Source organism: Actinocrispum sp. NPDC049592 (assembly GCF_040675465.1).
Classification (GTDB): domain Bacteria; phylum Actinomycetota; class Actinomycetes; order Mycobacteriales; family Pseudonocardiaceae; genus Kibdelosporangium.
On the sequence record NZ_JBFAPA010000023.1, the window covers coordinates 71,917 to 96,881 of the forward strand.

Genomic DNA, 24,965 nt, shown 5'->3' on the forward strand with positions numbered 1-24,965 from the left:
GTTGTGTACGTGGCAGAGACGGGCCATGTGGTGGGCGCGGTCGCGGTCACCGGCGGGGTCGCGGCCGTGGACGTGGCCTCGCTGGCCGGGTCGTCGCTGCCGATCCGGATCTCCATTCCGACCGGGGAGACCGCCGTCCTTCCCTTGTCGGACCGGCAGCTCGCAGCGGCCACTGTGGACGATGAGCCGGGAGTGTTCGACAACGCCTTCGGTTTCGGTGTGGAGACGGTGGACGGGAAGCCGAAGCCGACCCTTGCCCGGCTGGCCTCGTGGACCAACGAGATCAAACTCGACGGCACCAGATTGACCGTCACGGTCCCGCTGGAGAACACCTCCCGTGCAGCCAAGGTGATCGCCCTGGTCGCCGAAGGCCAGACCGTTCACCTGCTGGTGGGGGAGATCCCGGTGAACGAGAAGACGGTCTCGCTACCGGTCACAGTGGACACTGGCGAGCACGGGGTGCTGGTGCTTGTCGAAGGCTGGGCGGGCCGGCTGGACTCGGTGAGCCGGTCATGACCGGACCCACCGCGCAGATCACTGTGCTCCGCTGTCAGGTGACGGTGGTCAGGCGCGGTGGGTGGAGCTGGGGCCCCGATCCTCGTGGCCTGGTGCAACAGGTCCTCGACACCGTGCCGGATCTGTTGACTGCCCGGTTTGCTTCAGTGCTGGAGGGTGACGGGCCGGACATCGAGATCACCGAGCCGGTGACCCTCGATGTGCGTCTGGGGCCGGATTCGTGGCCTGGTGGGGGTTCTCCGGCGGACGTTGTGTCCTCGCCGATCGAGGTGAGTGCGGCTGCGGAGCCGGTGTCCGCTGTGGCGGAGGAGTTCGCTGAGGAAAGGGTCTGGACTCCGCAGACTGTGGCCGGGTTCTTCGCTGAGCTGGCCGAGCGGGGAGAGCTGGCAGCGGTGCTGGCTTCACTGCCGGACGCTTCTGTGCTGTTGTATGCCCGGACTCTGATGCACGGAGCGGAGTCCACTGTGGTCGATGCGGTGCTTGCCCGGCTGGGGCTTGCGACTGTTGATGATCTGCCGGTGCCGGATGAGGTGACTCGGGAGCCGCTGGTCGAGGTCCGTGCCGCCAAGGCCGAGACGCAGGTCTGGTCGGTGCTGCCGTTCCTGCTTGCCGGACCGTTGGCGCGGACCGGCTACCTCGACGCGGTCGGTCCTGCGCTCGCTGGGGTGCAGGTCGACGCCTCCTTGTTCGCGGCCGCGTTGGCTTACAAGGTTCTTGGGGTGGTTGAGCGCGGATGGCGGCGGCAGGAGCGTGATCATGAGGTCGCGGCTGCGTTCGCCGGTCTTGAGCCGGTTCCTGACCTGGTCTCCTTTGCTCGCCAGGTTCGTCCTGCTTTGCCGGTCCTGGACAGTGTTCTGGCGTTGTCGTTGTGCCGGGGGCATGATTTCGGGCTGCCGCTGGTGCTGACCGGTGTGGACGATCATCTTCTGCTGGTCGACTCCCAGGGGACGTTTCCGATCGCGTGGGCTGCCGACGTGGCCGGGATCGTGCCGCACTGGGAGGCGTGTGGGCGGCCACCGGTGTTGGTGTGTACCAGTTCGTTGCCGTCCGGGTGTTTCCGGGATCTGGCCGCGGCCGGTATTCCGTTCCTGACTGATGTGCGGCCGTTGCGTGGCGACCCAGGGAAGCGTTTGCCTTGGCGCAGTCCGTTGTGGACTCACGGTGTTTCTGATGTGCGACTGGCGGCTGAGCTTCCGGAGCACGCTGCTCGGGTGGCTGATCTGGTGCAGGCTCTGGTGGTCGAGCGGCCCGCCGTTCCGCCGGACACCGGCGGGGACCTCGATCGGAGCCTGACATTGGCGGCCGGTCTGGGGTTGGGGACGATCGCGTGGATGTTGTGGCGTGATCGGGAGACTCCGGATCCTGTCCTGGCTTTGCGGCGGTTCACCGATCTGGACGGGATGGTTCGGTTCTCGCCGGAGGCCGTGCACGTTCGTGTCCCGTTAGGACGGCGGCACGCGGATCTCCTACGGGCCGGGTTGTTGGCGGATGTGTCCGATGTGGTGTGGCTGGGTGGCCGGACCCTGACGTTCTCGGGTGGGTGATGTGATGTCGGCGGTGGAACACCTGCGGATCCGGATGGCTGCCCTGCACGAGGCGCTCCGGGCGGCGGTCGAACGGCAGGCGCGGATCGCCGCCCAGCTCACGCGGCCCGACCTCGTGCCGTACTGCGTCACCGACGAGCAGGTGAGTGTGCTTTTGGAACAAGTGGACGCGTTCACGGCCGCGATGACCGCACCGAATGTCGTTGTCGAGCGCGAGGTCGAAGCAGAGCGAGAACTGCGCCGCGCGGCCTCCGCTCAGGGCGAGACTCTGCCGTTGGACGCGCTGGCGACTCGTTTCGGGCTGTCGCGGGCGGATCAGGATGCCCTGCTGTTGGTCGCCGCTCCCGAGCTGGACCGCGCGTATGAGCGGATCTATGCGTACATTGTGGACAATCTCAACCGGCGGTTGCCTTGTGTCGAGCTGATCGTGACTGTGCTGGCGGACAAGCCCGCGGCTCGGTTGGAACGGCGGCGGGCGCTTGGTCCTTCGGGGGTGCTGCGGCGCTATGGTTTGGTGCGGGCTTATGGTGAGTCGCCCGGGGAGTTGGCTCAGGAGCTGATGCTGGGGCCTGGGGTGTTCGAGTTCCTGCTTGGCTGGGGCGGGGATGTCGGTTTGCTCGGGCACGATCCGGGCGAGGTCGCGGCCGCTGAGCCGCCGGTCGTGGCGCCTTCGCCGGCCACGGATCGTCTCGGGGAGGCGTTGGGGGCGGGGGAGATCGACCTCGTCGGGCTGTGGGGGTGCCCGCTCGACGGTCAGCTTGATGCCGCTCAGGCTTTGGCTCGTGCGGCTGGGATGCCGTTGCGTGGCTTGACGTTCGATCCCGAGGCCGGGCTTCGTGCGGCTGCCGCCCTGGGTGCGGTGTTGTGGGTTCCCACGGACGACATTCCGCCTGGTGTCGCGGAAACGCTGTTGCGGACGCGTATCCCGGTGTGTCTCACCGGGTTGACTCCGTGGCGGCCCGCTGGTCTGCTGGCTGCACGGTCCTACGCGGAGGTGATGATTCCTGTTCCCGGGTATCGGGATCGACGGGCGATGTGGTCGGCGGCGTTGCCCCATCTCGATGGGACTTTGCTGGAGGATCTCGCTGTTCGGTACCGGATGAGCGGCGGGGAGTTGCGGGCGGTGGCTTCGGTGGCGTCGAGTGGTGCCCGGCTGGTGGACGGGCATCCGCTCGATCACGTTGAGCCCGCGATCGCGACCGTCACTCGTGGGCGCAATAACAGTGCTGTGCAGTCGATTGTGCCGCGCCGGACCGTGGACGACCTTGTGCTGCCGGAAGGGCAGCTGGGTCAGATCCTGGAGATCGCCTCAGCGTTCCGGGCGTGGCCGCGGATCGCCGAGGACTGGGGGTTCGCGCAGCGGTCGGCTCATGGTGGTGTGAAGGCGTTGTTCACCGGGGAGCCGGGGACCGGGAAGACGTTGTCCGCGGAGATCGTCACCGGGATGCTGGGGCTGGAGCTGTTGAAGGTCGACCTCGCGCAGGTGGTGTCGAAGTGGGTGGGGGAGACCGAGAAGAACATGGAGGAGGCGTTCCGGCAGGCCGAGGAGAGCCACGCGGTGCTGCTGTTCGACGAGGCCGACGCGCTGTTCGGCAAACGCGGGGACGTCAAGCACGGCACCGACCGGTACGCCAACCTCGAGGTCGGTTATCTGTTGCAACGCCTCGAAGCCAGCGACGGACTGGTGATCCTGACCAGCAACCTGCGGGAGAACATCGATCCCGCGTTCACCCGCCGGTTCCACTTCGTGGTGCACTTCCCCCGGCCCGGCGTTCCTGAGCGGCTTCGCCTGTGGCAGCTGGCTTTTCCTGCTGAGGCTCCGCTCGCGCCGGATGTCGACATGGATGTGCTGTCCCGTTTGGACATGACCGGCGCCGGGATCGCCTCGGCCGCGCGGACTGCCGCCCTGTCCGCCGCCGACACCGACTCCGCGGTCATAACCATGTGGCATGTCATCCGCGGTGTGGCCCGGCAGTTCCAACGGGAGGCGCGCCTGCTCCGCCCGGCCGAGCTGGGTTCGTACGCTCACCTGTTGAACGGTGCGCCCGATGCCTGACCTCATGCCACCTGAGCGCCCACCCGCCCCGCCGGCCAACGCCCAGGAGCTGCGCACCGCCTCCGCCGCCGACAAGGGCCACACACCCCTCGTGATGGTCCCGGCGGTCGTCGGCAACGCCCAAACCGCCAAATCCCTGCACTCCTCAGTGATCCCCGCCGAGACCACCCTCACCGCGGGCCAGGACCACGCCGGCAACGCCGCCGTCGCGGGCGCCGCCATGCGGATGATCCCCATGGCCCTGCCTCAGACCGAAACGCGGCCGGGCCGGTAGGGTTGGCCGGTGACCGTGCCTGGTTTAACGTGTGTCTCCGACTATCTCACCCAGGGCGAACAAGACGCCCTGCTCGCGACGATCGACTCCCTGCCGTGGCGCGGAGATCTGCGGCGCCGCGTCCAGCACTATGGCTACCGTTACGACTACACGAAACGTAACGTCGACCGCGAGTCCTACCTCGGCCCGCTCCCACCCTGGGCTGCAACGCTGGCGACCCGCCTGCACACCGACGGGCACGTCCCCGGCGCGCTGAACCAGCTGATCGTCAACGAGTACCAACCCGGCCAGGGCATCTCCTCGCACATCGACTGCGTTCCCTGCTTCGCCGACACCATCATCTCCCTGAGCCTCGGTTCCGCCTGCCTGTTCACCATGCGCCTCGACGAGACCAAAGTGGACATCCCGCTGGCCCCCGGCAGCCTGCTGATCATGTCCGGCGACTCCCGCTACAAATGGCGCCACGAGATCGCCCCGCGCAAATCCGACCTCATCAACGGCACCCGCACACCCCGCGCCCGCCGCGTCTCCCTCACCTACCGAACCGTCCTCACCGAGAACTGAGTCCTCAGAGGATGATCGTGCGGAGCTTGCTGGTGGCGCGCAACTGACCGGAGTTCGTCTCGGTGATGAGTCCCAGGTCGACGAGGTGGGCGACCTCGAGGCCCAGTCCGCGTCGCCGGACCAGTTCGGCGTCCTCGGGCTCCAGGTCTTCGAGCACCCCGGCCTGCAGATCGGTGACGAGCACCGGGCCTTCGGCGTGTTGCACGGCCGCCGCCACGAGACGGGTGAGAAGCGGCGCATCCGGAACAACCAGAACCCGAACAGTCCGGGTGATCCCGCGCAACGCGCTGACCAGGGTGTTGATTCTGGACAAAGTGAGGTCGTCGTCCGAGCGGAGGTCGAGGAACAGCCGCCTGCCAAGGACGTCGATCGCAACCGCGCCGATCTCCATGGGCAGCGTCCGGGGCTCGCCCTTGCCCTGGGCCAGAGCCGTGTCGAGCTCCTCGCGGAGCGCGGACTCCAGCACCGGGAACCCGGCTCGCACCTGGTCGGCGGAAAGCTCGGCATCCTGCCCCAGCTCGGCATTCGGAGCCGCTGCGGCGAGGAAGCGATCGAACAGCCGGGAAAGCGGTCCCATGGGGTGGAAGCGGAACAGGAACCCACCGGCGCTGTCGAAAAGCTGCACCTCCATGCCTCACCTCGGCCTGATTGTCGCACGCACGGCGAGCGCGTTGCGTGGCGGATCGTTGTGACGGAGGTCGACCGCCTCCTCTACCTGTACGTGCAGCGGAACATGGCCGTAGATGTCGTCGGCCCGGCGATATGTCCAGGTCGCCCGGACCGCGACCTCCGGAAGCTTGCCCGCACGGCGGGCCGCGATGTACGCCTTGAGGTTGTCGGACATGTCGTCCGCTCGCCCACCCTTGGTATAGAAGTCGAACCTGCCCCATTCGGCGACCACTGCCTCGTACTCGGTCTTGAAGTGCGCGGCGGCGAGCTTGAACATCTCGCTGCCCACTCCCTTGATGTTCGCCGCCGTCACGGCGGGGTGAATGAACAGGTCGAATGCCAGCGCGGCCACCGGGATCTCGCCCTGCGGCACCGAAACCGCCTTGACGTAGGCGAAACCGAGCGGTAGCCCGGTGGACAGAGCCCGTCGCACCCCGCCCACCGCGGCCAGCGGGGAGATGTGCAGCCCGTAGTAGTGCATGTCGAACTGCCGGCCGCCGCTCAACGTGTTCTTTTCCTGGGCATCGATCCGATAGCCGTTCCGGAGATTGTTCTTCACGATCGACTGGAAGATGCGGATCGCCTTCTTGCGGCCTGGTTGGTTCTGCCGGATGCGGTCGAACACGGCTGAGATCGCGGCCTCGTTGCGGACAAGCCCGCGTGCGGCGGTCAGCACTGCTCGGCGTTCCTCCACCGATGCCACGCCGTCGTCGATCAACCGTAGTTCTTCGTCGGTCGCGTCGGGGACATCGCGTTCCGCCTCGGGATTGAGCGCACCCCGCAACCGCCAGACATCCTCGTGGTGGACGGCCGTCAGCTTGGTAAGTCCGTGCTGAGCCTTCACTTTGGCGAGAGCGGAGTTGACCGTGGCGGGTGTCGCCTTGTCTCCCAGGGCTTTGACTGCGGTCACTGCCGCATCCATCGCCTTGCGCAGCCGGACCTTTTTGTCCGGTTCCTTCTCGTGCTTGTCGTGGCGTTTCTTCGGTGCGTGCGGTTTTGCCGGGCGTTTGGGTCGGTGCGGTCCGGCGTGGTCGAAGGGGCGTTTCGGTTTCCGCGGGCGTTTGGGTTTCTTGGGAGAGAAGGCGCCTTTGAGCTTGGACCAGGCCTTCTTGACGAGGGCCACGATTTTGTCGACGACCCAGTCGATGGCGCGGCCGACGGGTTTGGACATGGCCTGGACGATCTGTTTGACCTTGGCGGCGATGCCGCCGATGCCCAGCAGGGACGCGAGGAAGCCCAGCAGGACGGGGATGGAGCGGGCCAGCGCGCGTTCGATCAGGGCCGGGACGCCGCCTGTGCCGCCGCGGGCGATGGCGATCATGGCGTCCAGCACCGCGTTGACGAAGTCGAAGATCTGGCGTGCTTGGGTGACGATGAAGCGGACGATGTCGATGATCAGCTTGACCGCGCGGACGAAGGCGGAGGCGGGGTTCAGCAGCGAGAGGATCCAGGTGATGCCCGCCATCACGATGGTGGGGGTGACGTACTGGATCACTTTGTCGAGGAGGTCTTTGCGGAGGTCGCCGATGCGGGTCTTGAGGTCCTCCCACATGCCGGCGACGCCGCGTTTGCGGACCTCGGCGGCGAGGGGGACGGCGGATTCGGCGGCGGCGGCCGCTTGTGGGGGCAGCCTGCGGGTGACGCGGGCCCAGATCGCTTGGGGGGTCAGGCCGATGAGGCCCGCGAGCATCGTCAGGACGCCGCGGGTGTCGAATTTGGCGGGGAGCTGGAGGCCTGCTTCGGCGGCACGGCCCAGCAGCCACGTCATGATCCCCTGTTCGAGGTGGCGGACGATGTTGCTGCCGAACAACTTCAGGCCCGCGCCGACCGAGGTGACGAGGTTGCCCAGGAAAGTGACCGGGCTGGCGAGGATCAGGTGGACCACTTGGCCCGCCTTGGCCAGCACGGCCAGCAGCAGGTGCATCAGCTCCTTGATGGTCCGGATCACATCACCGATCAGGCCGATCGCCTTGTCGACCAGGCCCTTGTTCTTCTCCTTCTCCGCGGCGATCTGGTCGTCGACCGCCTTGAGGCACTCGACGTACTTGCTCGCGAGGGTGTCGACCAGTTCGTTGCCCTTGTCGTCGACCGATTGGGTCAGCTCCTCGAACTTGTCGGCGAACCCGGCCATCGCGTCCTTGCCGATCGCCTGCAGGTCCGCCGGAAGCTTGCGCACGTAGGCCTGCATCTCGTCGCGGCCCTTGGCAATGCGGGTTTTCGCCTTGGTCAGCTCGGCGCCCACGATGTCGGCCACGGTCGAGATGACCTGGCGCATCCGGCTGACGTAACCGGTGCGCGCCTCGTCGTAGAACTTGTTGACCTCGTCGGGCAGGCCGGCGAACTGGTCCTTGACCCACTTGGCCTTGCCGATGATCCCCGAGTACCGCGCGTCCTTGTACTCGTTCATCTTGCGCGTGTACTCGAGGGTGAACTGGATGCGCGCGTCCTTCTCGCCCTTGGTGAACGCCTCGTCGACCTTGGTGTCCAAACCGGACAGAATGGCCTCGACGTCGGTCTTCATCGTGTCGAAGACCTTCTGCAGCCCGGCGGTGACCTCGGCGCGTTTGTCCTCGTCGCGGGACTTGGCGCCCTTCTTGCCGGAACCGACCTGCTGCCCGGTGGCCACCCGCCGCGCGCCCATCGCGGCCATCGCGCTGCCGCCGTGGTGTTTCGCCTGGGTGGTGGCCGACTTCAGCTCGACGGCCTCCGCCTTGCGCAGCTGCGGGGGAGCGGCCTCGGAGTGCTCCTCGGCCTTGCCCTTCGCCTGCAAGGCCTGGTTGAACGTGGGCTCGTTGGACTTCCGCAGCTGCGGCTCGGTGACCTGAGCATCGGCCATCTGCTGGTTGACCTGGGCCGGACCGGCGGACATGTCGGTCGCGGAGGCGGGTTGCCTGTCCGGCACGGCGTTCGCCGGATCGGGCGCGGCCGGGGCGCCGGGCGGCCGGTCCGGCGCCATCGGCGTGACCTTCTTCTCCACCGCCACCGACGTGTCCGGTGCGGCGGCGGTGGTGTCCGCGATGTCCTCGGCCGAGTCCTTCTTGCCGTCGCCGACCTGGCCCTGAACCTCGGCCTTGACCTCCTCGGGCTTGCCGGAGTCGGCGAACTTGTCGGCTTCGTCCAGGTTCTTCGGGGTCTTGGCCTCGATGGCCTTCTCCACCGCCGCGATGAACGCCGCCTTGTCGAACTCCTTCGGCTTGGCTTCGTTCATCTTCTCGGCGTTGGCGGTCTTGCCCTGCGCCTGCGCGTCGTCCTTCGGCGGAACCGAGGCGTCCTGCGCGGAGACCGCCTCGGCCCGCGGCGGCGGATGCGAGGAGGCGACCATCTTCTTCTTGTGCTGAACGTCCTTCTTCAGCACCGCGAACTTCGGATCGGTCGCCGGGCCACGCCGTCGCGCAACGGCCGCGTTGCCGACCTCGTCCTGGGCGACCGGCGCGGCCTTGTCCGGCAACGGTTTCCGGTCGGCCCGCACCGCGGCCTGAACAGCCGCATTGGACACCGGAACCGGTTTCCGCGGCCGCATCCTCGGCGGGACCGCCACCTTCTGCGCAGCCGCCTTCGGCCGGGGCTTGAGCGCCTTGGGCGGCAACGGCATCGACGACCCCCACAGGGTTCCGGTGGCACCCCAAGATGACAGGCGGGCCGTCACTGAGGTGTCGCCGGAACGTCACTCCGCCACGGTGACCACGCGCACACACGCAGTGCACACGCGAGCGTTCTGGTCACACACAATGCGTCCGATGGTGGTCTGACGGCCACACGCGGTCACGAGGAACGTCGACGGCTCGTCCGGCAGGGACCACGCGTGCACCAGGCCGTCCCAGCCCGAGCGCCACCAATGCCATTGCACGCGCGCGGGTCGCGGCGCCGTCCCGAACATCTCGCTTCCATGATCGGCGTGGAGTACGAGACCAGGTCGGATCGCCAAGCCCGGTTGTGCATAGTAGCGACAGCAAGATCGTTCCCGCGCCCGGGCCGTGCATCGCCAACCGCCGCAACCGGTTCGGCCAAGCGGGCGAGTCCACAGTGGACCACGTGAATTGGTCGGACGAGTCCATCGTGGGTGGTGTGACGCAGTTCGCCCGGCCGGGCTGTCACGAAACCGGTCTCGGATCGGTCCTCTGGTCAGAGGTGATGAGGATGAACTCCGAACGCACGATCGCCACATCCGTGCTCGTCATCGGCACGGGCGGGTCCGGGCTGCGCGCCGCGATCGAACTGACCCGAGCCGGGGTGGACGTCCTGGCGGTGGGCAAGCGGCCGAGGGCGGACACGCACACCGCACTGGCCGCGGGTGGGATCAACGCCGCGCTGGCCACCATGGACGCCGAGGACAGCTGGCAACAACACGCCGCCGACACCATCAAGGAGAGCTATCTGCTCGCCGACCCGCGTACTGTGCAGATCGTCACACAGGGCGCCGCGCGCGGGATCCACGACCTGGAACTGTGGGGCATGCCGTTCGCGCGCGAGGCGGATGGCCGGATCTCCCAACGGTTCTTCGGCGCGCACAAGTACCGCCGGACCGCGTTCGCCGGTGACTACACCGGCCTGGAGATCCAGCGCACCCTCGTCGGCGAGGCGACCCGGCTTGGTGTACCGATCCTGGACAACGTGTACATCACCCGGATCCTGGTCCGCGACAATGTGGTCTTCGGCGCGTACGGGTTCAACCTGGACGACGGCACGTACTACCGGATCCACGCCGACGCGGTGATCCTCGCCGCCGGCGGGCACACCAGGATCTGGCGCCGCACCTCGTCCCGGCGCGACGAGAACACCGGCGACTCGTTCCGGCTGGCGGTCCTGGCCGGGGCGCGGATCCGCGATCCCGAGCTGGTCCAGTTCCATCCGTCCGGGATCATCGAACCGGAGAACGCGGCGGGCACGCTGGTCAGCGAGGCCGCCCGGGGCGAGGGTGGCATCCTGCGCAACGCGCTCGGCGAGCGGTTCATGGCGCGCTACGACCCGGAACGGATGGAACTGTCCACACGGGACAGAGTGGCGCTGGCCTGTTACACCGAGATCAAGGAGGGCCGCGGTACCCCGAAGGGCGGCGTGTGGCTGGACGTGTCGCACCTGCCCCGCGAGACGATCATGACCCGGCTGCCGCGGGTGTACCAGACCATGCTCGACGTGCAGATGCTCGACATCACCACCGACCCGATCGAGATCGCGCCGACCGCGCACTACTCGATGGGCGGCGTCTGGGTGCGCCCGGAGGACCACAGTACCGAGGTGGACGGTCTGTACGCGATCGGAGAGGCGGCCAGCGGACTGCACGGCGCGAACCGCCTCGGCGGCAACTCGTTGATCGAACTGCTGGTGTACGGTCGGATCACCGGTCAGGCGGCCGCCGAGTACTCGAAGAACCTTGGCGCACAACGCCGGTCCGCCGAGGCCATCGGCGAAGCTCGCGCCGAGATCGCGCGGCTGCTGAAGGCCGACGGCCCGGAGAATGTCCGCGCCCTGCAACGGGCTGTCCGCGACACGATGACCGCCCATGCTGGCGTGGTGCGGGACGAGGCCGGTCTGCTGGCCGGACTGTCCGAACTGGACACGATCGAGCAGCGGATGACCAACGTCGGCGTGCATCCGGACATCGCCGGGTTCCAGGACCTCGCGCACGCCTTCGACCTCAGGGCCGCCGTGCTGGCCGCTCGCGCGACGATGGAGGCGGCGTTGGAGCGTAAGGAGACTCGCGGCTGTCACAACCGGACGGACTATCCGCGTCTGGATCCGGAACTACGGGTGAACATGGTGTGGTCACCGGAGAAGGGCGTCGCCCGTGAGCCGATCCCCGCTGTGCCAGAGGAGATCGAGGAGCTGATGACCGAGGTGTCCCAGGAGGGCAAGCTGGTCGAGTGAGCATCAGCGGGGGAGCTGGATGAGCAGTTCGGCGTTGGTGCTGGTCTTGCGCAGGGTGTCCAGCAGTGTCTCGGTCGGGTTCTCCCGACGAGACAGAGCAGCGCGCAAAGACCTGGTGGCAGCCAGTTCCGCACTGGAGAGCAGCAGTTCCTCCTTGCGGGTACCGGACTGGGCCACGTCGACCGCGGGAAAGACCCGCCTGCCGGCGATCTTGCGGTCCAGGCGCAGCTCGGCGTTGCTGGTTCCCTTGTACTCCTCGAAGATCAGCGAGTCGCCGAGGGAACCGGTGTCCACCAGGGCGCTGGCGAAGATGGTCAGCGAGCCGCCGTTCTCGATGTTGCGGGCCGCGCCGAGCAGGCGCTTGGGCGGGGTGAGCGAGGTGGAGTCGACGCCACCGGACAGGATCCGGCCGGACGCGGGCGCGGCCAGGTTGTAGGCGCGGCCGAGCCGGGTCAGCGAGTCGAGCAGGACCACGACGTCGCGGCCGGTCTCGACCAGGCGCTTGGCCCGTTCGATCGCCAGCTCGGCCAGTGCGGTGTGCTCGGCGGGCGGGCGGTCGAACGTGGCCGCGATCACCTCGCCGGGCACCGCCCGGGCCAGATCGGTGACCTCCTCGGGACGTTCGCCGACGAGCACCAGCATCAGGTGGCACTCCGGGTGGTTCTTGCTGATGCCGTGCGCGATCGACTGCAGCACAGTGGTCTTGCCCGCCTTGGGCGGCGCCACGATCAGCGCGCGCTGGCCCTTGCCGACCGGCATGACCAGGTCGACCACGCGGGTGGTCAGCTGGTGCGGCTCGGTCTCCAGGCGCAGCCGGTCGGTGGGGTAGAGCGGGACCAGGTCGGCGAACTTCGGCCGGTCGTGGCGTGGGCGCTGGTCGTTCACGGTCTCGATCCGGACCAGGCGGTTGCGGCCGGAGGGGTGCGCCAGCGCGGTGACGGTGTCGCCGCGTCGCAGGTCGTCCTTGCGGACGAACGACATCGGGACGGTGACATCGCCGGGGCCGGGCAGGTAGCCCTCGGCCCGGATGACGGCGTGACCGTCCACAATGTCCAGGATGCCGGCGACAGTCACTGTGTCATCAGTGCGCTGGGCCGGGATTGTCGCTGAGATTGTTTCGGTGTTCATGGGTTTTCCTTGAGTTCATGGGGGTGTGCGGCATCGGCGCGAGGCGCCTGCCTGATGACTCCCGGGTATGCCGCGACTTCGCACCGCGAAGGGCGGGGCCGGGGACTTGAAGATTCACTCCTGGGGGGCCGTTGGGCCTGCATCCACGGGAGGGAGACAACCGCAGGATAACCAGCCTGCGGCGGAAATGCAAATCAGTGCGTGACCAGCACGATCCGGCCCTGCGCCCGGCCGTCGGCCTGCCGCTGCCAGGCCGAGGTGACCTCGTCCAGCGGGAACACCTCGTAGGTCACCGTCAGCTCGCCCGCCGCCGCCAGGGCCGCGACCATCGTCAGCGCCTCGGTGCGTTGCTCGTCGGTGAGCTCGTTGTTCGTGTACCCCAGCAGCTGCAGCGACTTGCTGCGCAGGGTGCCGGAGTCGATCGGACAGGTGTCCGCGGCGGAGCTGCCCAGGTTGACCAAACGCCCGCCGACCCGGAGATTGCGCGCCGCGGCGGCCGCGGGAGCGCCGAACAACGGGTCCAGCACGAGATCGGCTGGCCCGTCGCAGGCGTCCGCGAACCGTTCGGCCAGCACTGACACGTCTTCGGTGTCGAGGGCGACGACGGCGTCCGCGCCCGCTGCGGCGGCCCGGGACTGGGCCTCGGCGGACCTCGCGCCCGCGACAATCCTTCGGGCGCCGGCGATCCGGGCGAGCTGGACGGCGGCCTGACCCACCACACCGCCCGCGCCCAGCACGATCACCTGCTCGCCCGCCGCGAGCGAACCGCGCCAGGACAGGCTCATGTGCGCGGCCACGGCCGACAAGCCCAGCGCCGCCACCAGCACCGGGTCCACGTCATCGGGCAATGGCACCAGCGCATCCGTTGGCACAGCGGCGAACTCGGCCATACTGCCGTTGCCTGGACGCATCCCGGCGGTGGTCGGGAACCACACGAGCCTGCCATCGACGCGCCCGATGCCCTGCACGCCAGGAACATACGGCGTGGCGGGCACGCCGAAGTACGAGGTCCCGCTGGCGCACAACAGGTCCAGCGGGGTGATGGGCGCGGCGAGCACCTCGACCGTCGCGCTCGCCCGGTCGAGGTGCCCCGGGACGGGTGGCCGTCCGGGCTCTTCGATGATCGCCGCGCGCATGATCAGGTCGCGATGTCGGGGTAGGGCAACGTGAAGTGCGAGAGCCTGCTCGCGTACTCCAGCTGGAAGCCCAGCGGTACCTCATGGTCCCGCTCGAACATCGCGATGAAGAGCGTCAACGTGAGGAACGGGTGCGCGCCCAGCTCGAACAGCGCCGGATAGTCGTGCGTGGCCAACGCTTGCCGTTCGTTGTCCTCGAACCGCAGCCAGGTGCTGGACTCACCGGTGTGGCAGTTGAGGATCCGGTTGGCGTACTCGGTCTCCCACCAGGCGACCGTCCCTTGTGGATCGTCCCGGTAGCACTCGACCAGCTCGGGATCGCGGTCCACAGTGAACAGGAACTTGTTCAGCAGGTACTTGCTCACCGCGTGCCTCCCGAGGGGTACCAGGTGAAGTAGGCCTCCATGGTGTGGAACAGGTCGTAGGTGTCCACGTAGTCGGCCTTCTGGCCGGCGCCCGCGACGCCCATCATCAGCATGAAGTCCATGAACCCGTGGGTGGCGTTGCCCGGCGCGTGCAGACTGTCCAATGTGACCTCGGACAGGCAGCCGTCCAGGTCGCCGGTGGAGATCCACTCCACCGCCCGCTGGTCGAACTGCGGATCGGGCCCGTGCGGGCCGAACTGCCTGGGGCCGCCCAGTTCCAGCGACAGGTGCCCGGTGCCGATCACCGCGACCCGCTGGTCCGACGGCCACGACTCGACCAGCTCGCGGATCGTCTGTCCGAGTTGGACGAAGCGTTTCGGTTGCGGCAGCGGGGGAGCGAAGATGTTGGTGTACACCGGCACGATCGGCAGGTCGTTCTGCGGCCGCAGGGTGATGATCGGGCAGGTGATCGAGTGGTCGATCCGCAGCTCGTTGGAGAAGGCCAGGTCGAAGCCCGCGTCCAGGCCCTCGCGTAGGATGTACGAGGACAGGTCCTCCTGTCCTTTGAGGAGCATCCGCGGCAGGCCGAACTCGCGTTCCTCGTTGTACCAGTTGGCGTCGTAGAACGGCGCCTTGCCGATCAGGAACTGCGGCATGTTGTCCAGCCACAGCTGGTGGAAGTGGTCCGAGCCGACCATCACCAGCACGTCCGGCCGCGCCTTGGTCAGCGTCTCGCGGAACGCCTCCACCTTGCGCACCCACTCGTCGGCGAACGGCGGCCGGTCCTCGCCGGTGGCCGTGCTGGCGCGGTAGTAGAACGGATGGTGCGTGGACGCGATCACCGCGACGAGTTGGGCCATCGGGGTTCTCCTAGGCAGGATCGGGCGGCACGGGCTTGTTGTTGCGGTCGACGGAAAGGAAGATCTCGTTGGCCACCGGGTGGCGCAGTTCCTCGGCGAGCTGCCCGATCAGCCCGGCCGTGCGGGCCAGCAACGCGAACCCGCGTAGCAGCTCGATCGGCAGGTCCAGATCGGCCAAAGCCGCGCCGCAGACCCCGGCCCCGTTGAGCGGCAACGTCTTTCCCAGGACCCGCGGATGCATCCGGCCGATGGCCTCGAACAACGACAGGTGCGGCCCGAAGAGGCCTTCCTCGCGGGCGATGGTCATCAGCCTGGGCGTGCGCGGGTCGCCGTCCTTGTGCACGTGATGCCCCAGACCGGGCACGAACTGGCCGATCGCGCGTTGTGCTTTGACCGTGTCGAGGGCGATCTGGTCCCAGCCGGTGTCGCCGGTCGGCACTGTGTCCAAAGCGGACACAACATCGTGCAGGAACCGGCCGGTGTCCTCGGTGACGCCAAGGAAGCGTGAACCGCCGCCGAGCAGGCCCGCGGCAAGCGCGCCCTGGATCGAGTCCGGCGCCGACAAGTACGTGAGGCGGGTGACGATGGCGGTGGGGGTGTAGCCGTGGTCGGCGAGCGCGGCAAGCACGGCCTCGAACACCCTGGTCTGGCCGGGCGTCGGCCGCCGCTGGGTGGCCAGCCAGTAGGCCAGCTCGCCGAACCCGACCTCGCCCATCACATCCTTGGCCAAGTCGTGGCCCAGCAACGTGATCGTCTCGCGGTCGGCGGCGCCCAGCGCGGTCGGGTACTCAGGCATCATCGTCCTCTCTGGACAGCCAGGCGCGCAGTTCCGCGCCATGCTCGTCCAGCTCCGGCGGCGGCAGCTTGTAGTCCACACTGGACACCGAGAACCTGATCGGATGCCTCGTGGTCGGCACGGAGCCGACCTCGACGACCGGGTCGAGCCCGAACCGTTGGGCCATCTCGAAACCGCCGTCGATGGTGTTGATCGGTCCACACGGGACACCCACCGCCACCAGCGCGTCGAACCATTCCTGGGCACCGCGGGTCTTGAGTCGCTCCACCAGGACCGGCCGCAGTTCCTCGCGGTTGGCTGTGCGGTCGGCGTTGCGGGCGAACCGGGGATCCTCCGGGACCTCGGGAATGCCGAGCACCTCGCACAGCCGTTGGAACTGGCGGTCGTTGGCGGCGGCGACGATCAGGTCCTGGTCGGCGGTCGGCAACGGCTCGTACGGGAACACGCTCGGGTGCGCGTTGCCCATCCGGTAGGGGACGACGTCGCCGGCGACGTAGGCCGAGCTGTGGTTGACCAGGCCGGTGAGCGCCGAGCTGAGCAGGTTGACCTCGACGTGCTGGCCCTCGCCGGTGGCGTCCCGGTGCCGCAGCGCGGCCAGGATGCCGATCACCGCGTGGTTGCCGGCCATCACGTCGAACACCGAGATCCCGGCCCGGTACGGCGGTCCGTCCGGGTCGCCGGTCAGGCTCATCAGGCCGGAGATCGCCTGCACCATCAGGTCGTAGCCGGGGACGTGGGCGCCCGCGCCGGTGCCGAACCCGCTGATCGACGCGTAGACCACGCCGTTGTTGGCGGCGCTGACGGTGTCATAGTCCAGGCCGTACTTCGCCAGCCCGCCGGGCTTGAAGTTCTCGATCAGCACGTCCGCGCGCCGGGCCAGCTCCCTGGCCACCTTCGCGTCGGCCTCGTCGCGCAGGTCCAGCGCGATGGACCGCTTGCCGCGGTTCACGCCGAGGTAGTACGTGGACACTTGTCCACGAACCGGGGGCATCCAGGTGCGCGTCTCGTCGCCCTGCGGTCCCTCGACCTTGATCACGTCCGCGCCAAGGTCGGCCAGCAGCATCGTGGCGTACGGCCCGGCCAGCACGCGGGAGAAGTCGGCCACCAGCAGGCCGGACAGCGGCCCCACACCCGACACGGCCACCTCCGTCCGATCAGCGGACAGGTGTCCGCTCGAACGTGATTGTTCGCCGCGGACCGCTCCGGGTCAACCCGCCGATGCTGTGACGTGCGGGACCGTGGCCAGCCGCGCGTAGTCCGCGCTGATGTCACCCGCGGCCTGCAGCAGCAGCGGCAGGTGGTGGTCGAGCAGGTAGTCCACGGTGGTCTCGGCGGCATGGCAGTTCACGTTCAACGCCGCCACGACGTTGCCGTCGCCGTCGCGCAGGGGAGCGGCGATCGACCGGATCCCCCTGGCCAGCTGCTCGTCGGTCAGCGCCCAGCCGCGCGCCCGGACCTCACGCAGGGCGGCATCCCGTTCGGTCACGTCCGGCTGCCACAACGGGGTCAGGCCGGACCGGCTCGGCTGGGCCAGCACACGCTCCAGCTCGACCGGGTTCAACGCGGCGAGCAGGACCTTGCCCAGCGAGGTCGGCAGGGCCGGGAACTTGGTGCCGATCTGCACCGACAGCCCGACGATCTTGGGCACCGCGACCCGGGCGACGTAGACGATGTCCGACCCGTCCAGCTGGGCGATCGAACACGACTCGTTCGTGCGTTCGACCAAGCGTTCCATGTGCGAGCGGGCCACGTCCCACAGGCCCATCGACCGCACGTACGCCACGCCGAGCTCGAGCACCTTGGGGGTGAGCGAGTAGCCGCGGCCCTCGGTGCGCACGTAGCCCAGATCGGTCAGGGTGAGCAGGATCCGCCGCGCGGTCGGCCGGGCCAGGCCGGTCGCCTCGGCCACCTCGGCCAGCGACATGACCGGCCGGCCGGGCTGGAACGCGGTGATCACGTCGAGGCCGCGCGCGAGCGCCTCGATGAAGTCCGGGCCGGTCCCGGTGCGTGGCGGCATGTCGCCCTCCCCTCCCGATGTGCGTTCGAGAAGCGTAGCTTTACACAGCCGACCGACAAGCGGACACTTGTCCGCTGTCACCCCGTCGAGGCAAAGGAGCTGGAGCGGTGAGTTCGGTAGTACTGCGTGGCGGGACTGTGCTGACGATGGACGACGCCCGGCGCGTGCTGCCCGGCGCCGACGTCCTGGTGGTGGACGACCGGATCGCCGCGGTCGGGACCGGCCTGGCGGTGCCCGAGGGCACCGTGGAGATCGACGCGTCCGGCGGCATCGTCATGCCCGGCATGATCGACACGCACCGGCACATGTGGCAGACCGCGATGCGCGGCTACGGCGCGGACTGGACACTGACCCAGTACTTCGTCTGGTACTACCTGGAGTGGGGCAAGGTCTTCCGGCCGGAGGACATCCACGCGGGCAACCTGTTGAGCGCCATCGAGTCCGTCGACGCCGGGGTGACGACCACAGTGGACTGGTCGCACGGGTTGCAGACCATCGACCACGCCCAGGCGGCCGTGGACGCGCTGCGTGCGGTGCCGGGCCGGTTCGTGCTGGCGTACGGCAACATCCAGCAGTCGCCGGGTACGTGGTCCGGGACTTCTGAGTTCCGCTCGTTCGCCTCGGGTCTCGCGGGCGGTGACCTGCTCGGGTTCCAGATGGCGTTCGACGTCACCGGCGACCCGGCTTTCCCGGAACGGCCCGCTTTCGAGGTCGCGCGGGATCTGGGCCTCTCGGTCACGACACACGCCGGGGTGTGGGGCGCGACGAGTGACGACAGCATCAAGTTGATGTACGACAACGGGTTCATGACGCCGTCGACCGTCTACGTGCACGCCGCCTCGCTGTCCACCGACTCCTACCAGCGGATCGCGGCCACCGGCGGTTCGGTGTCCGTGTCGACCGAGAGCGAGCAGAGCGCGGGCCAGGGCTACCCGCCCACGTGGGCGTTGCGCGCGCACGACATCCCGGTGTCGCTGTCCCAGGACACCTCCGTGTGGTGGAGCGGTGACCTGTTCAGCGCGATGCGTTCCACGTTGAGCGCGGACCGGTCGCGGGAACACCTTGAGGCGCACAAGAACAACCAGACCGTGACGCACGCGGCCCTGCGCGCGGAACAGGTCGTCGAGTGGGCGACCCGCGGCGGTGCGCACGCCATCGGCCGTTCCGACCTCGGCAGCCTCGAGGAAGGCAAGAAGGCCGACCTCATCCTGATCAAGAACGACGCCTCCCCGGCCATGTTCCCGATCCTGAACCCCTACGGCCACATCGTCTTCCAGGCCCAACGCGCCGACATCCACACGGTGGTCATCGACGGCCGCATCGTCAAGAAAGACCACGCCCTGGTCGACATCGACCTCGATACCGCCCGCCACCACATCGAGCAGACCGTCGACTACCTCCGCAGCACCCTCGGCGACGAGAACTGGCGAAAAGGCATGAACCCCGACATCCCCACCACCAAAGTCCTCGACAACCCCTACACCTACACGGACTACCAAAGCTCCACGACCCACGGTCAGTAGTCCACATCGGAGGGTTGGCCTGCGGGAGGGGGCTGGCGGATACTGCCGGGCATGGATTGCGTGGATCGGCATGCGCGGCGGCTCGAGGAGCTGCGCCGGGCGGTGTTCGAGGGTGATGGGGTGACCGACCGGGAGGTGCGGGTCGCGGCGGCGGCCGGGACGTCGGTGACGGAGCCGGTGCGGGGGTATGCGGCGAAGGTGTGCGAGGCGTCGTACCGGGTCACGGACGAGGACATCGAAGGGCTGAAGACCGACGGGATGGACGAGGAGGCCGTCTTCGAGATCACGGTGGCCGCCGCGTTGGGGGCCGCGTTGCACCGGTTCGAGGCGGGGCTGAGGGCGGTCTCGGAATGAGGCTGGAGGTTCTCGAACACGGCCATCGGTTGCCCGCGCGGGTGTTCCAGCGGGTGGCGGCGTCGCTGCTCGGCGCGGAGGTCGATGACGTCGTCAAGACGATGATGCACCGCCCCGAGTTCTTCGGCCGCCACCTCAACCGCTACGTCAACCAGGTCCTTCGTGGACCGTCGTACTGGACCGCGGGCGAACGTGAGTACATGGCCGCGATCACGTCGGGGCTGAACGAGTGCTTGTTCTGTGCCACCGCGCACAGCGAGACGACCCGCGTCGAGTCGCGCGGCGAACTGGATGTCAGCGACGACACCACGCCCCGCCCGCAACTCACGGCCACCTGCGACCTGCTCGCCAAGATCACCCACACGCCCGACGAGGTGACCAAAGCGGACATCGACGTCGTTCGTGCGACCGGTGTCCCGGACGACGCGATCGTCGACGCCCTGCACGTCAACCTGATCTTCAACCTGGTGAACCGCCTGGCCAACACCTTCGGCTGGTCCTGGGACTCGGAAACCCAGATCCGCAAGGCCGCTCAGGTGATCCACCTGTCCCGCTACAAACTGCCCGGGTTCGTGCTGCGCTGAGCCAGCGTGAAACCGATCGCCGCGCCGCCACCGGGACGCGGCCCGGCGAAGACGGAACCGTTGTGCGCCTCGGCGATGGAACGCACCACGGCCAGGCCGAGGCCGGAGCCGGGCAACCCGCGTGCCGAAGCAGCCCGGTAGAAGCGGTCGAACACCCGCGTGGCCTCGGCCGGCGGAATTCCGGGGCCGCGGTCCAGCACGGACACCTGTCCGCCGCGCACCTCGACCTCGATCGGCGAGGCGCCCGGGGCGAACTTGTCCGCGTTCTCGACCAGGTTGCCCAGAGCACGCGCCAGCGCGACAGGCCGGCCTTCGACGACGGTGTCGCCGCCGGCACGCACAACCACCTCGCGGCCGGTCCGGCGGTGTGCGCGGTCCGCGACCCGGCGGGCGAGGACGGCCAGGTCGACCCGGTCCACCGGTTCCTCGGTGTACTGGCCGTCCGCCAGCTCGACCAGCTCGTTGACCAGCGTGACCAGCTCGCGCGTCTCGCTGTCCAGGTCGTCGATCAGCCGGGTCCGCGCCGCGGGGCTCAGCTCGTCGAGCCTGCGCAGCACGGTGGTGTTGGTGCGGATGCTGGTCAGGGGCGTTTTCAGCTCGTGGCCGGCATCCTGCACGAGCCGCCGCTGGTCCTCCTGGGACCGTAAGAACTGCCCGAGCATGCTCTCCAGGGCCGCGCCGAGCCGGCCGACCTCGTCCCGGCCCGCGCCCGGCACCGGCGTGTCGAGCCGTCCCGTCACAGCCACCTGTTCGGCTGTCGTCGTCAGCCGCGCCAACCGCCGGGTGACCCGGTTCGCGACCATCCAGCCCGCCGCCGCGGCCAGCAACGCCACCCCGACGCCGACCAGCAACACCGCCTGCCGCAGATCCCGCAGCAACCGGTCGGTCTCGCTGGCCCGCTGAGCGATCTGAACCGCGCCCCGCCCGCCGCCAAACGCGACCGTCACCAGCTGAAACCGTTCCCCGGCAATGAATTCGCGTTCGGCCTGAGCGCCAGGAGAGGGACTGGCGGCGATCGCGCGATCGGATTCATCGACTGGGATCGCGGGACTCTGTTCGTCCCGCACCTGGACCGCGCCGGTGCCGTCGAGGACCTGTGTGACGACCTGCCGAGAGGTCACGACATTCGCCAGAACGCCCTGCGGAGAGGCGAAGGAGTCCGGAGTGAGGGCGGTTCGCTTGCTCTCGAAGGCAACGGTGTCGACGAGCGCGCGGAACGTCTGCTCGGTGTCGACTTTCAGCAGGGCGGCCATCGCCTGGTAGCTCAACACCATCGCCGCGGCGATGGCCAGACCGGCGACGATGGCGAACGCGACGGCGAACTTGGTGCGCAGCGTCATGATCGGCGCATCGTGTAGCCGACACCGCGCACGGTCCGGATGAGGTCGGGACAGTCGAGCTTGCGCCGCAGGTAGCCCACGTACACCGCGAGGTTCTTCGACGCGGGCCCGAAATCGTACCCCCAGATGCGGTCGTAGATCGTGCCGTGGTCGAGCACGATGCCCGCGTTGTGCATCAACAACTCCAGCAGGTCGAACTCGGTCCGGGAAAGCGTGACCTCCTCGCCACCTCGCCACACCCGCCGCGCGGCCGGGTCCAGCCGTACATCGCCGACCAGCAACGCGCTCGCGGCTGAAGGCTCGGCACGGCGAAGCAACGCACGCAATCGCGCCAGCAGTTCGTCGAACTCGAACGGCTTGACCAGGTAGTCGTCCGCGCCCGCGTCCAGCCCGGCGACCCGGTCCGGGGTGTCCACTTTGGCTGTGAGCATCAGGATCGGCGTCCGGTCGCCCTGTTCCCGAAGCACCCGGCACACGCCAAGGCCGTCCACGCCGGGCATCATCACGTCGAGCACGATCACCCCGACCTCCGCCTGGTGCGCGGCGGCCAGCGCCGCCACCCCGTCCGCCGCGAGCACGACGTCGTAGCCGGCCAGTTCCAGGGCCCGCGACAACGACTCCCGAATCGCCCGGTCGTCATCGGCGACCAGGATCCGTGCGTTCATGGAGGCATTGTGCCGAGCCAACCGCCATCCCGAGGACGGCCTCACCCAACTCTTACCTTGGTGGCAGCCCGTCCTCACCCGGCCCGGCGAGCATCGCGGCCATGGTTCTTCTCCTTGCGCGGGTGCTGCCCGCGACGATCCTCGTACCCCTCGTTCCCATGCTGGACGATACGGCCCAGTTACGCGAACGGCTGCCCAACATCCTCGGCGCGGCAACGATGTTGATGCTGCTGGCGAGTTACGCGATCACACCGCTGGCCACGATCACCGGACGGCGTGGAAACCTCGTCCTGCGCCGCGACTTCGCCTTGTGGGCCTGCTTTTTCGCGTTCACGGACCTCGTTTCCGCGGCTGCGATGGACGGCGTGCTCACCGGTACCGTGGGCCAGGCCGGACTGGCGGCGGGAACGCTTGCCACGCTGTTGCTCATCCCGCTCGCGGTGACCTCCAACCGCTGGTCGATGCGCCGGCTCGGCAGGTCCTGGAAACGGCTGCACCGGCTGATCTACCCGATCTTCGCGGTGGTCGTCGTGCACCTGGTTCTCGTTGGCAGCCCGGGATTCGCGGTGTTCTTCGCAGTGGCGGTCATCCTGCTCGCCATCCCACGCCACCGCCGGGTCAAGCGGTGGTTCGTCAGCAGGCGCAACGCAGCGGGTGAGCGCTGAGCGCCCACCCGCTGCCGCCAGGGTGACGGTTTCAGCCGAGTGCGGAGGCGGCGGCGACCGTGTCCACGAGACCGGTGCCCTTGTCGAAGCTGGACAGGTACGGCCCGGCCTGCTGGTAGGGCGCGCCCGCGGTGTAGCGGTAGGCGGTCGACTTCAGCGCGTTCTCGATGTCGCCGGGGGTCGCGGACGGCTTGGCCTGGAACAGTTGCGCGACGATGCCGGTGATCTGCGGCGCGGCCATCGAGGTGCCGCTGATGACGTTGTACGTGCCCAGATCCAGCGCGCCCGGCCCGTTCATCGGCTGCAGACCGGTCGAACAGATCGGCAGGTAGAGCCGGCACGCGGAGACGATGTTCTCGCCCGGCGCGGAGATGTCCGGCCAGGTCGACGAGTCGGAAGCGGCACCGCGCGAGGAGAAGTCGGACACCGAGCCGTCCCGTGTGCCGGTGCCGAGGTCGTTGTACGAGGCGACGGACAGCACGCCCGGGGTCGGGTCCATGCCGGGCGGGTTGGACAGGCTCGCCGAACCATCACCGCCGTCGTTCCCGTTGGCCCACACGGTGACCACCCCTTCCGCGGCCAGCTGGCGCTGGAGTTTCACGGTCGCCGAGTTCGGGTCGAACGCGCCGCCGCCGGACGGGCCGTAGGAGTTGTTGATCACCTTGATCGGCGGGCAGGCCGCCGACGGCGTGCCACATGGCGCCGCGTGGTGCTCCAGCACCCAGTTGAGCGCGGCGTCGGCGCCGATGATCAGCAACGCGGTGCCGACCGACAGCGAGACGATCTTCGCGCCCGGCGCCGAGCCGCCGACCCGCGTGCCGTTGGAAAGCGTGAACGCGTTGCCGGCCGCGATCCCGTTGACGTGGGTGCCGTGCCCGCCAAGGGACAGCAGGTCCGTGTTGACGTTCGTGGGCACGTCGACCAGGCAGTTCGTCATGGTGTCGGTCAGGCACACGCCTTTGAGGCTGCGCACGACCCGGGTCTTGCCGTCGGGGCCGATGAACGCCGGGTGGGTCGGGTCGATGCCGCTGTCGATCACCGCGATGGACACGCCGGACCCGTCGAGTTTGCTCGCGCCCTGCTGGGCTTCGAGGCTACGGGTGGCGACGGTGCCGGAGTCGGCGAAGAACCGGATCGGGTCATTTCCCTCGACGTAGGTGACTCCGGGTAGTCCTCGGACGGCCCGCACCTGTCCGGCCGTCCCGGCGGCGGCCACGACCCCGATCCGGTTGAACGTGGTGACCGCCCGGAGCCCGGCCTGCTGCACAGCTGCCTGGGCAGCGGCCAGATTCGAGCCGTGCACCATGACCGACACCGGCAGGGCGTCGGCCGCCGATGCGACCACAGTGGACAGTGACTTGGACACTGGCGCCAGCACGGCGGCGGACGCCGGACTGGCGGCCAACGGAGCCGCCACCACCACCGCAGCCAGCAACAACGCTCGGAAAGACCTCAGCTCGGCCATGACACGCCTCCCATCAGCGGTTGACTGCACTAACGAGTGACCCTCGAAAGGGTGACTGTTGGTCATCAGTCGATCACCAGATCCGCATGTGGGACCGATCAAGTACGGCGGATCGCCACACCTGAGCGAAGGCTGTCCACGATGGCGTCGACGTCCACGCCGGGACCGACGGCCTCGATCCGCACCCCGGACTCGCGGGCGGCCGAGCGCGACAGATCGACGACGGCCTGGTCATGAGCCAGGTTGACGATGGCTCCGGTCCCCGCCCGCCGCATCGGTGGAACCTGATATCTCAGCGCCAAGGCCACCGGTCCGTCGTTGAAGGCGGCGTCGAACCGGCCGAACGCGCCGAGGGTCTGTTCGACCAGCCGCCGCACCGAGATGGGACTGGTGAGGTCCGTCGGCACCGCGACCGCGTGGCCACCCGCGGCGACGAGTTTGGCCGCCAGCTCCACGAGGGCCTGAGCATCTTCGGCGGCGAGCACGACGCTGGCGCCCGCCGCACTCAACGCGCTGGACACGGCGATACCGGTGGGCCGGTCGGCGCCGGTGACGATGGCGGTCCACCTCATGGCGGTC

Annotated in this window: 24 protein-coding genes; 10 read left to right on the top strand and 14 right to left on the bottom strand. The window is 68.6% G+C overall.

Going from position 1 to position 24,965, the window contains the following annotated elements; genetic code table 11:
• Positions 1–9 precede the first annotated feature (9 nt).
• From AB0J95_RS43005 to AB0J95_RS43025, 5 genes are read left to right on the top strand one after another with little or no spacing between them, the layout of a single operon-like run.
• On the top strand, positions 10–516 hold the full coding sequence (locus AB0J95_RS43005) for a hypothetical protein (protein WP_364771273.1): 507 nt from the start codon (positions 10–12) through the stop codon (positions 514–516).
• Entirely contained in the window at positions 513–2,060 is a 1,548-nt protein-coding gene (locus tag AB0J95_RS43010; protein ID WP_364771275.1) for a hypothetical protein, read from the top strand. The genes AB0J95_RS43005 and AB0J95_RS43010 overlap by 4 nt, the downstream gene beginning before the upstream one ends.
• 4 nt (positions 2,061–2,064) lie before the next feature.
• Positions 2,065–4,116 carry an ATP-binding protein gene (locus tag AB0J95_RS43015; protein WP_364771276.1) on the top strand — a complete coding sequence of 684 codons (2,052 nt, stop codon included), beginning with the start codon at positions 2,065–2,067 and terminating at the stop codon, positions 4,114–4,116.
• Positions 4,109–4,390 (top strand): hypothetical protein, encoded by a 282-nt coding sequence (locus AB0J95_RS43020; RefSeq protein WP_364771278.1) that lies wholly within the window; start codon positions 4,109–4,111, stop codon positions 4,388–4,390. Before AB0J95_RS43015 ends, AB0J95_RS43020 begins: the two co-directional genes overlap by 8 nt.
• A 9-nt stretch (positions 4,391–4,399) precedes the next feature.
• Entirely contained in the window at positions 4,400–4,954 is a 555-nt protein-coding gene (locus AB0J95_RS43025) for an alpha-ketoglutarate-dependent dioxygenase AlkB (protein WP_364771280.1), read from the top strand.
• 4 nt (positions 4,955–4,958) lie between these two features.
• On the opposite strand, the gene AB0J95_RS43030 is transcribed toward AB0J95_RS43025, so the two are convergent.
• The 3 genes from AB0J95_RS43030 to AB0J95_RS43040 all read right to left on the bottom strand — a co-directional run bounded on the left by AB0J95_RS43030 (position 4,959) and on the right by AB0J95_RS43040 (position 9,500).
• Complete coding sequence (locus AB0J95_RS43030; protein WP_364771282.1) at positions 4,959–5,585, bottom strand: hypothetical protein; 627 nt, start codon at positions 5,583–5,585, stop codon at positions 4,959–4,961.
• Between the two features lie 3 nt (positions 5,586–5,588).
• Entirely contained in the window at positions 5,589–9,215 is a 3,627-nt protein-coding gene (locus AB0J95_RS43035) for a hypothetical protein (protein WP_364771284.1), read from the bottom strand.
• A 72-nt stretch (positions 9,216–9,287) separates the two neighbouring features.
• Positions 9,288–9,500 (bottom strand): hypothetical protein, encoded by a 213-nt coding sequence (locus AB0J95_RS43040; protein WP_364771286.1) that lies wholly within the window; start codon positions 9,498–9,500, stop codon positions 9,288–9,290.
• A 260-nt stretch (positions 9,501–9,760) separates the two neighbouring features.
• On the opposite strand from AB0J95_RS43040, the gene AB0J95_RS43045 reads away from it, so the two are divergent.
• Positions 9,761–11,488, top strand: coding sequence for an FAD-dependent oxidoreductase (locus AB0J95_RS43045; protein ID WP_364771288.1), 1,728 nt, complete (start codon positions 9,761–9,763; stop codon positions 11,486–11,488).
• 3 nt (positions 11,489–11,491) lie between these two features.
• Here the strand turns inward: AB0J95_RS43045 and AB0J95_RS43050 are convergent, their stop codons facing one another.
• The 7 genes from AB0J95_RS43050 to AB0J95_RS43080 form a co-directional block, all read right to left on the bottom strand.
• Positions 11,492–12,616 (bottom strand): transcription termination factor Rho, short form, encoded by a 1,125-nt coding sequence (locus tag AB0J95_RS43050; protein ID WP_364771290.1) that lies wholly within the window; start codon positions 12,614–12,616, stop codon positions 11,492–11,494.
• Positions 12,617–12,810: 194 nt separating this feature from the next.
• A complete protein-coding gene (locus AB0J95_RS43055; protein WP_364771292.1) occupies positions 12,811–13,752 on the bottom strand; it encodes a zinc-binding alcohol dehydrogenase family protein in 942 nt (313 codons plus the stop codon).
• 2 nt (positions 13,753–13,754) lie between these two features.
• Positions 13,755–14,117 carry a hypothetical protein gene (locus tag AB0J95_RS43060; RefSeq protein WP_364771294.1) on the bottom strand — a complete coding sequence of 121 codons (363 nt, stop codon included), beginning with the start codon at positions 14,115–14,117 and terminating at the stop codon, positions 13,755–13,757.
• Positions 14,114–14,977, bottom strand: coding sequence for an extradiol ring-cleavage dioxygenase (locus tag AB0J95_RS43065; protein WP_364771296.1), 864 nt, complete (start codon positions 14,975–14,977; stop codon positions 14,114–14,116). Before AB0J95_RS43065 ends, AB0J95_RS43060 begins: the two co-directional genes overlap by 4 nt.
• 10 nt (positions 14,978–14,987) lie before the next feature.
• Positions 14,988–15,773 (bottom strand): citryl-CoA lyase, encoded by a 786-nt coding sequence (locus tag AB0J95_RS43070; protein WP_364771298.1) that lies wholly within the window; start codon positions 15,771–15,773, stop codon positions 14,988–14,990.
• Positions 15,766–16,911: a CoA transferase gene (locus AB0J95_RS43075; RefSeq protein WP_364771300.1), complete on the bottom strand. Its 1,146-nt coding sequence runs from the start codon at positions 16,909–16,911 to the stop codon at positions 15,766–15,768. The genes AB0J95_RS43070 and AB0J95_RS43075 overlap by 8 nt, the downstream gene beginning before the upstream one ends.
• A 69-nt stretch (positions 16,912–16,980) precedes the next feature.
• Positions 16,981–17,790, bottom strand: a complete 810-nt coding sequence (locus AB0J95_RS43080; protein WP_364771302.1) for an IclR family transcriptional regulator C-terminal domain-containing protein — start codon at positions 17,788–17,790, stop codon at positions 16,981–16,983.
• Positions 17,791–17,936: 146 nt separating this feature from the next.
• On the opposite strand from AB0J95_RS43080, the gene AB0J95_RS43085 reads away from it, so the two are divergent.
• From AB0J95_RS43085 to AB0J95_RS43095, 3 genes are read left to right on the top strand one after another with little or no spacing between them, the layout of a single operon-like run.
• The gene (locus tag AB0J95_RS43085; RefSeq protein WP_364771543.1) at positions 17,937–19,313 is read left to right on the top strand and encodes an amidohydrolase family protein; all 1,377 of its coding nucleotides are present in this window, start codon (positions 17,937–17,939) and stop codon (positions 19,311–19,313) included.
• A gap of 51 nt (positions 19,314–19,364) precedes the next feature.
• Positions 19,365–19,667, top strand: coding sequence for a hypothetical protein (locus AB0J95_RS43090; protein WP_364771304.1), 303 nt, complete (start codon positions 19,365–19,367; stop codon positions 19,665–19,667).
• The gene (locus AB0J95_RS43095; protein WP_364771305.1) at positions 19,664–20,251 is read left to right on the top strand and encodes a hypothetical protein; all 588 of its coding nucleotides are present in this window, start codon (positions 19,664–19,666) and stop codon (positions 20,249–20,251) included. The genes AB0J95_RS43090 and AB0J95_RS43095 overlap by 4 nt, the downstream gene beginning before the upstream one ends.
• On the opposite strand, the gene AB0J95_RS43100 is transcribed toward AB0J95_RS43095, so the two are convergent.
• The gene (locus AB0J95_RS43100) at positions 20,221–21,591 is read right to left on the bottom strand and encodes a HAMP domain-containing sensor histidine kinase (protein WP_364771306.1); all 1,371 of its coding nucleotides are present in this window, start codon (positions 21,589–21,591) and stop codon (positions 20,221–20,223) included. The two genes, AB0J95_RS43095 and AB0J95_RS43100, sit on opposite strands and share 31 nt — an antisense overlap.
• Positions 21,588–22,256, bottom strand: coding sequence for a response regulator transcription factor (locus AB0J95_RS43105; protein ID WP_364771307.1), 669 nt, complete (start codon positions 22,254–22,256; stop codon positions 21,588–21,590). The genes AB0J95_RS43100 and AB0J95_RS43105 overlap by 4 nt, the downstream gene beginning before the upstream one ends.
• A gap of 101 nt (positions 22,257–22,357) precedes the next feature.
• On the opposite strand from AB0J95_RS43105, the gene AB0J95_RS43110 reads away from it, so the two are divergent.
• On the top strand, positions 22,358–22,921 hold the full coding sequence (locus tag AB0J95_RS43110) for a ferric reductase-like transmembrane domain-containing protein (protein WP_364771309.1): 564 nt from the start codon (positions 22,358–22,360) through the stop codon (positions 22,919–22,921).
• A 31-nt stretch (positions 22,922–22,952) separates the two neighbouring features.
• Here AB0J95_RS43110 and AB0J95_RS43115 read toward each other — a convergent pair whose 3' ends face one another.
• Positions 22,953–24,386, bottom strand: coding sequence for a S8 family serine peptidase (locus AB0J95_RS43115; RefSeq protein WP_364771311.1), 1,434 nt, complete (start codon positions 24,384–24,386; stop codon positions 22,953–22,955).
• Positions 24,387–24,484: 98 nt separating this feature from the next.
• Positions 24,485–24,958, bottom strand: coding sequence for an SDR family NAD(P)-dependent oxidoreductase (locus AB0J95_RS43120; protein WP_364771313.1), 474 nt, complete (start codon positions 24,956–24,958; stop codon positions 24,485–24,487).
• Positions 24,959–24,965 lie beyond the last annotated feature (7 nt).

Bases quoted from the DNA above. Each gene is read 5' to 3' on its own strand.
- AB0J95_RS43080 (WP_364771302.1), bottom strand. From the start codon at position 17,790: ATGCCGCCACGCACCGGGACCGGCCCGGACTTCATCGAGGCGCTCGCG.
- AB0J95_RS43015 (WP_364771276.1), top strand. From the start codon at position 2,065: ATGTCGGCGGTGGAACACCTGCGGATCCGGATGGCTGCCCTGCACGAG.
- AB0J95_RS43090 (WP_364771304.1), top strand. From the start codon at position 19,365: ATGGATTGCGTGGATCGGCATGCGCGGCGGCTCGAGGAGCTGCGCCGG.
- AB0J95_RS43065 (WP_364771296.1), bottom strand. From the start codon at position 14,977: ATGGCCCAACTCGTCGCGGTGATCGCGTCCACGCACCATCCGTTCTAC.
- AB0J95_RS43085 (WP_364771543.1), top strand. From the start codon at position 17,937: ATGGACGACGCCCGGCGCGTGCTGCCCGGCGCCGACGTCCTGGTGGTG.
- AB0J95_RS43100 (WP_364771306.1), bottom strand. From the start codon at position 21,591: ATGACGCTGCGCACCAAGTTCGCCGTCGCGTTCGCCATCGTCGCCGGT.
- AB0J95_RS43020 (WP_364771278.1), top strand. From the start codon at position 4,109: ATGCCTGACCTCATGCCACCTGAGCGCCCACCCGCCCCGCCGGCCAAC.
- AB0J95_RS43050 (WP_364771290.1), bottom strand. From the start codon at position 12,616: ATGAACACCGAAACAATCTCAGCGACAATCCCGGCCCAGCGCACTGAT.
- AB0J95_RS43070 (WP_364771298.1), bottom strand. From the start codon at position 15,773: ATGCCTGAGTACCCGACCGCGCTGGGCGCCGCCGACCGCGAGACGATC.
- AB0J95_RS43105 (WP_364771307.1), bottom strand. From the start codon at position 22,256: ATGAACGCACGGATCCTGGTCGCCGATGACGACCGGGCGATTCGGGAG.
- AB0J95_RS43040 (WP_364771286.1), bottom strand. From the start codon at position 9,500: ATGTTCGGGACGGCGCCGCGACCCGCGCGCGTGCAATGGCATTGGTGG.
- AB0J95_RS43030 (WP_364771282.1), bottom strand. From the start codon at position 5,585: ATGGAGGTGCAGCTTTTCGACAGCGCCGGTGGGTTCCTGTTCCGCTTC.
- AB0J95_RS43010 (WP_364771275.1), top strand. From the start codon at position 513: ATGACCGGACCCACCGCGCAGATCACTGTGCTCCGCTGTCAGGTGACG.
- AB0J95_RS43115 (WP_364771311.1), bottom strand. From the start codon at position 24,386: ATGGCCGAGCTGAGGTCTTTCCGAGCGTTGTTGCTGGCTGCGGTGGTG.
- AB0J95_RS43035 (WP_364771284.1), bottom strand. From the start codon at position 9,215: ATGCCGTTGCCGCCCAAGGCGCTCAAGCCCCGGCCGAAGGCGGCTGCG.
- AB0J95_RS43120 (WP_364771313.1), bottom strand. From the start codon at position 24,958: ATGAGGTGGACCGCCATCGTCACCGGCGCCGACCGGCCCACCGGTATC.
- AB0J95_RS43110 (WP_364771309.1), top strand. From the start codon at position 22,358: ATGGTTCTTCTCCTTGCGCGGGTGCTGCCCGCGACGATCCTCGTACCC.
- AB0J95_RS43045 (WP_364771288.1), top strand. From the start codon at position 9,761: ATGAACTCCGAACGCACGATCGCCACATCCGTGCTCGTCATCGGCACG.
- AB0J95_RS43055 (WP_364771292.1), bottom strand. From the start codon at position 13,752: ATGCGCGCGGCGATCATCGAAGAGCCCGGACGGCCACCCGTCCCGGGG.
- AB0J95_RS43095 (WP_364771305.1), top strand. From the start codon at position 19,664: ATGAGGCTGGAGGTTCTCGAACACGGCCATCGGTTGCCCGCGCGGGTG.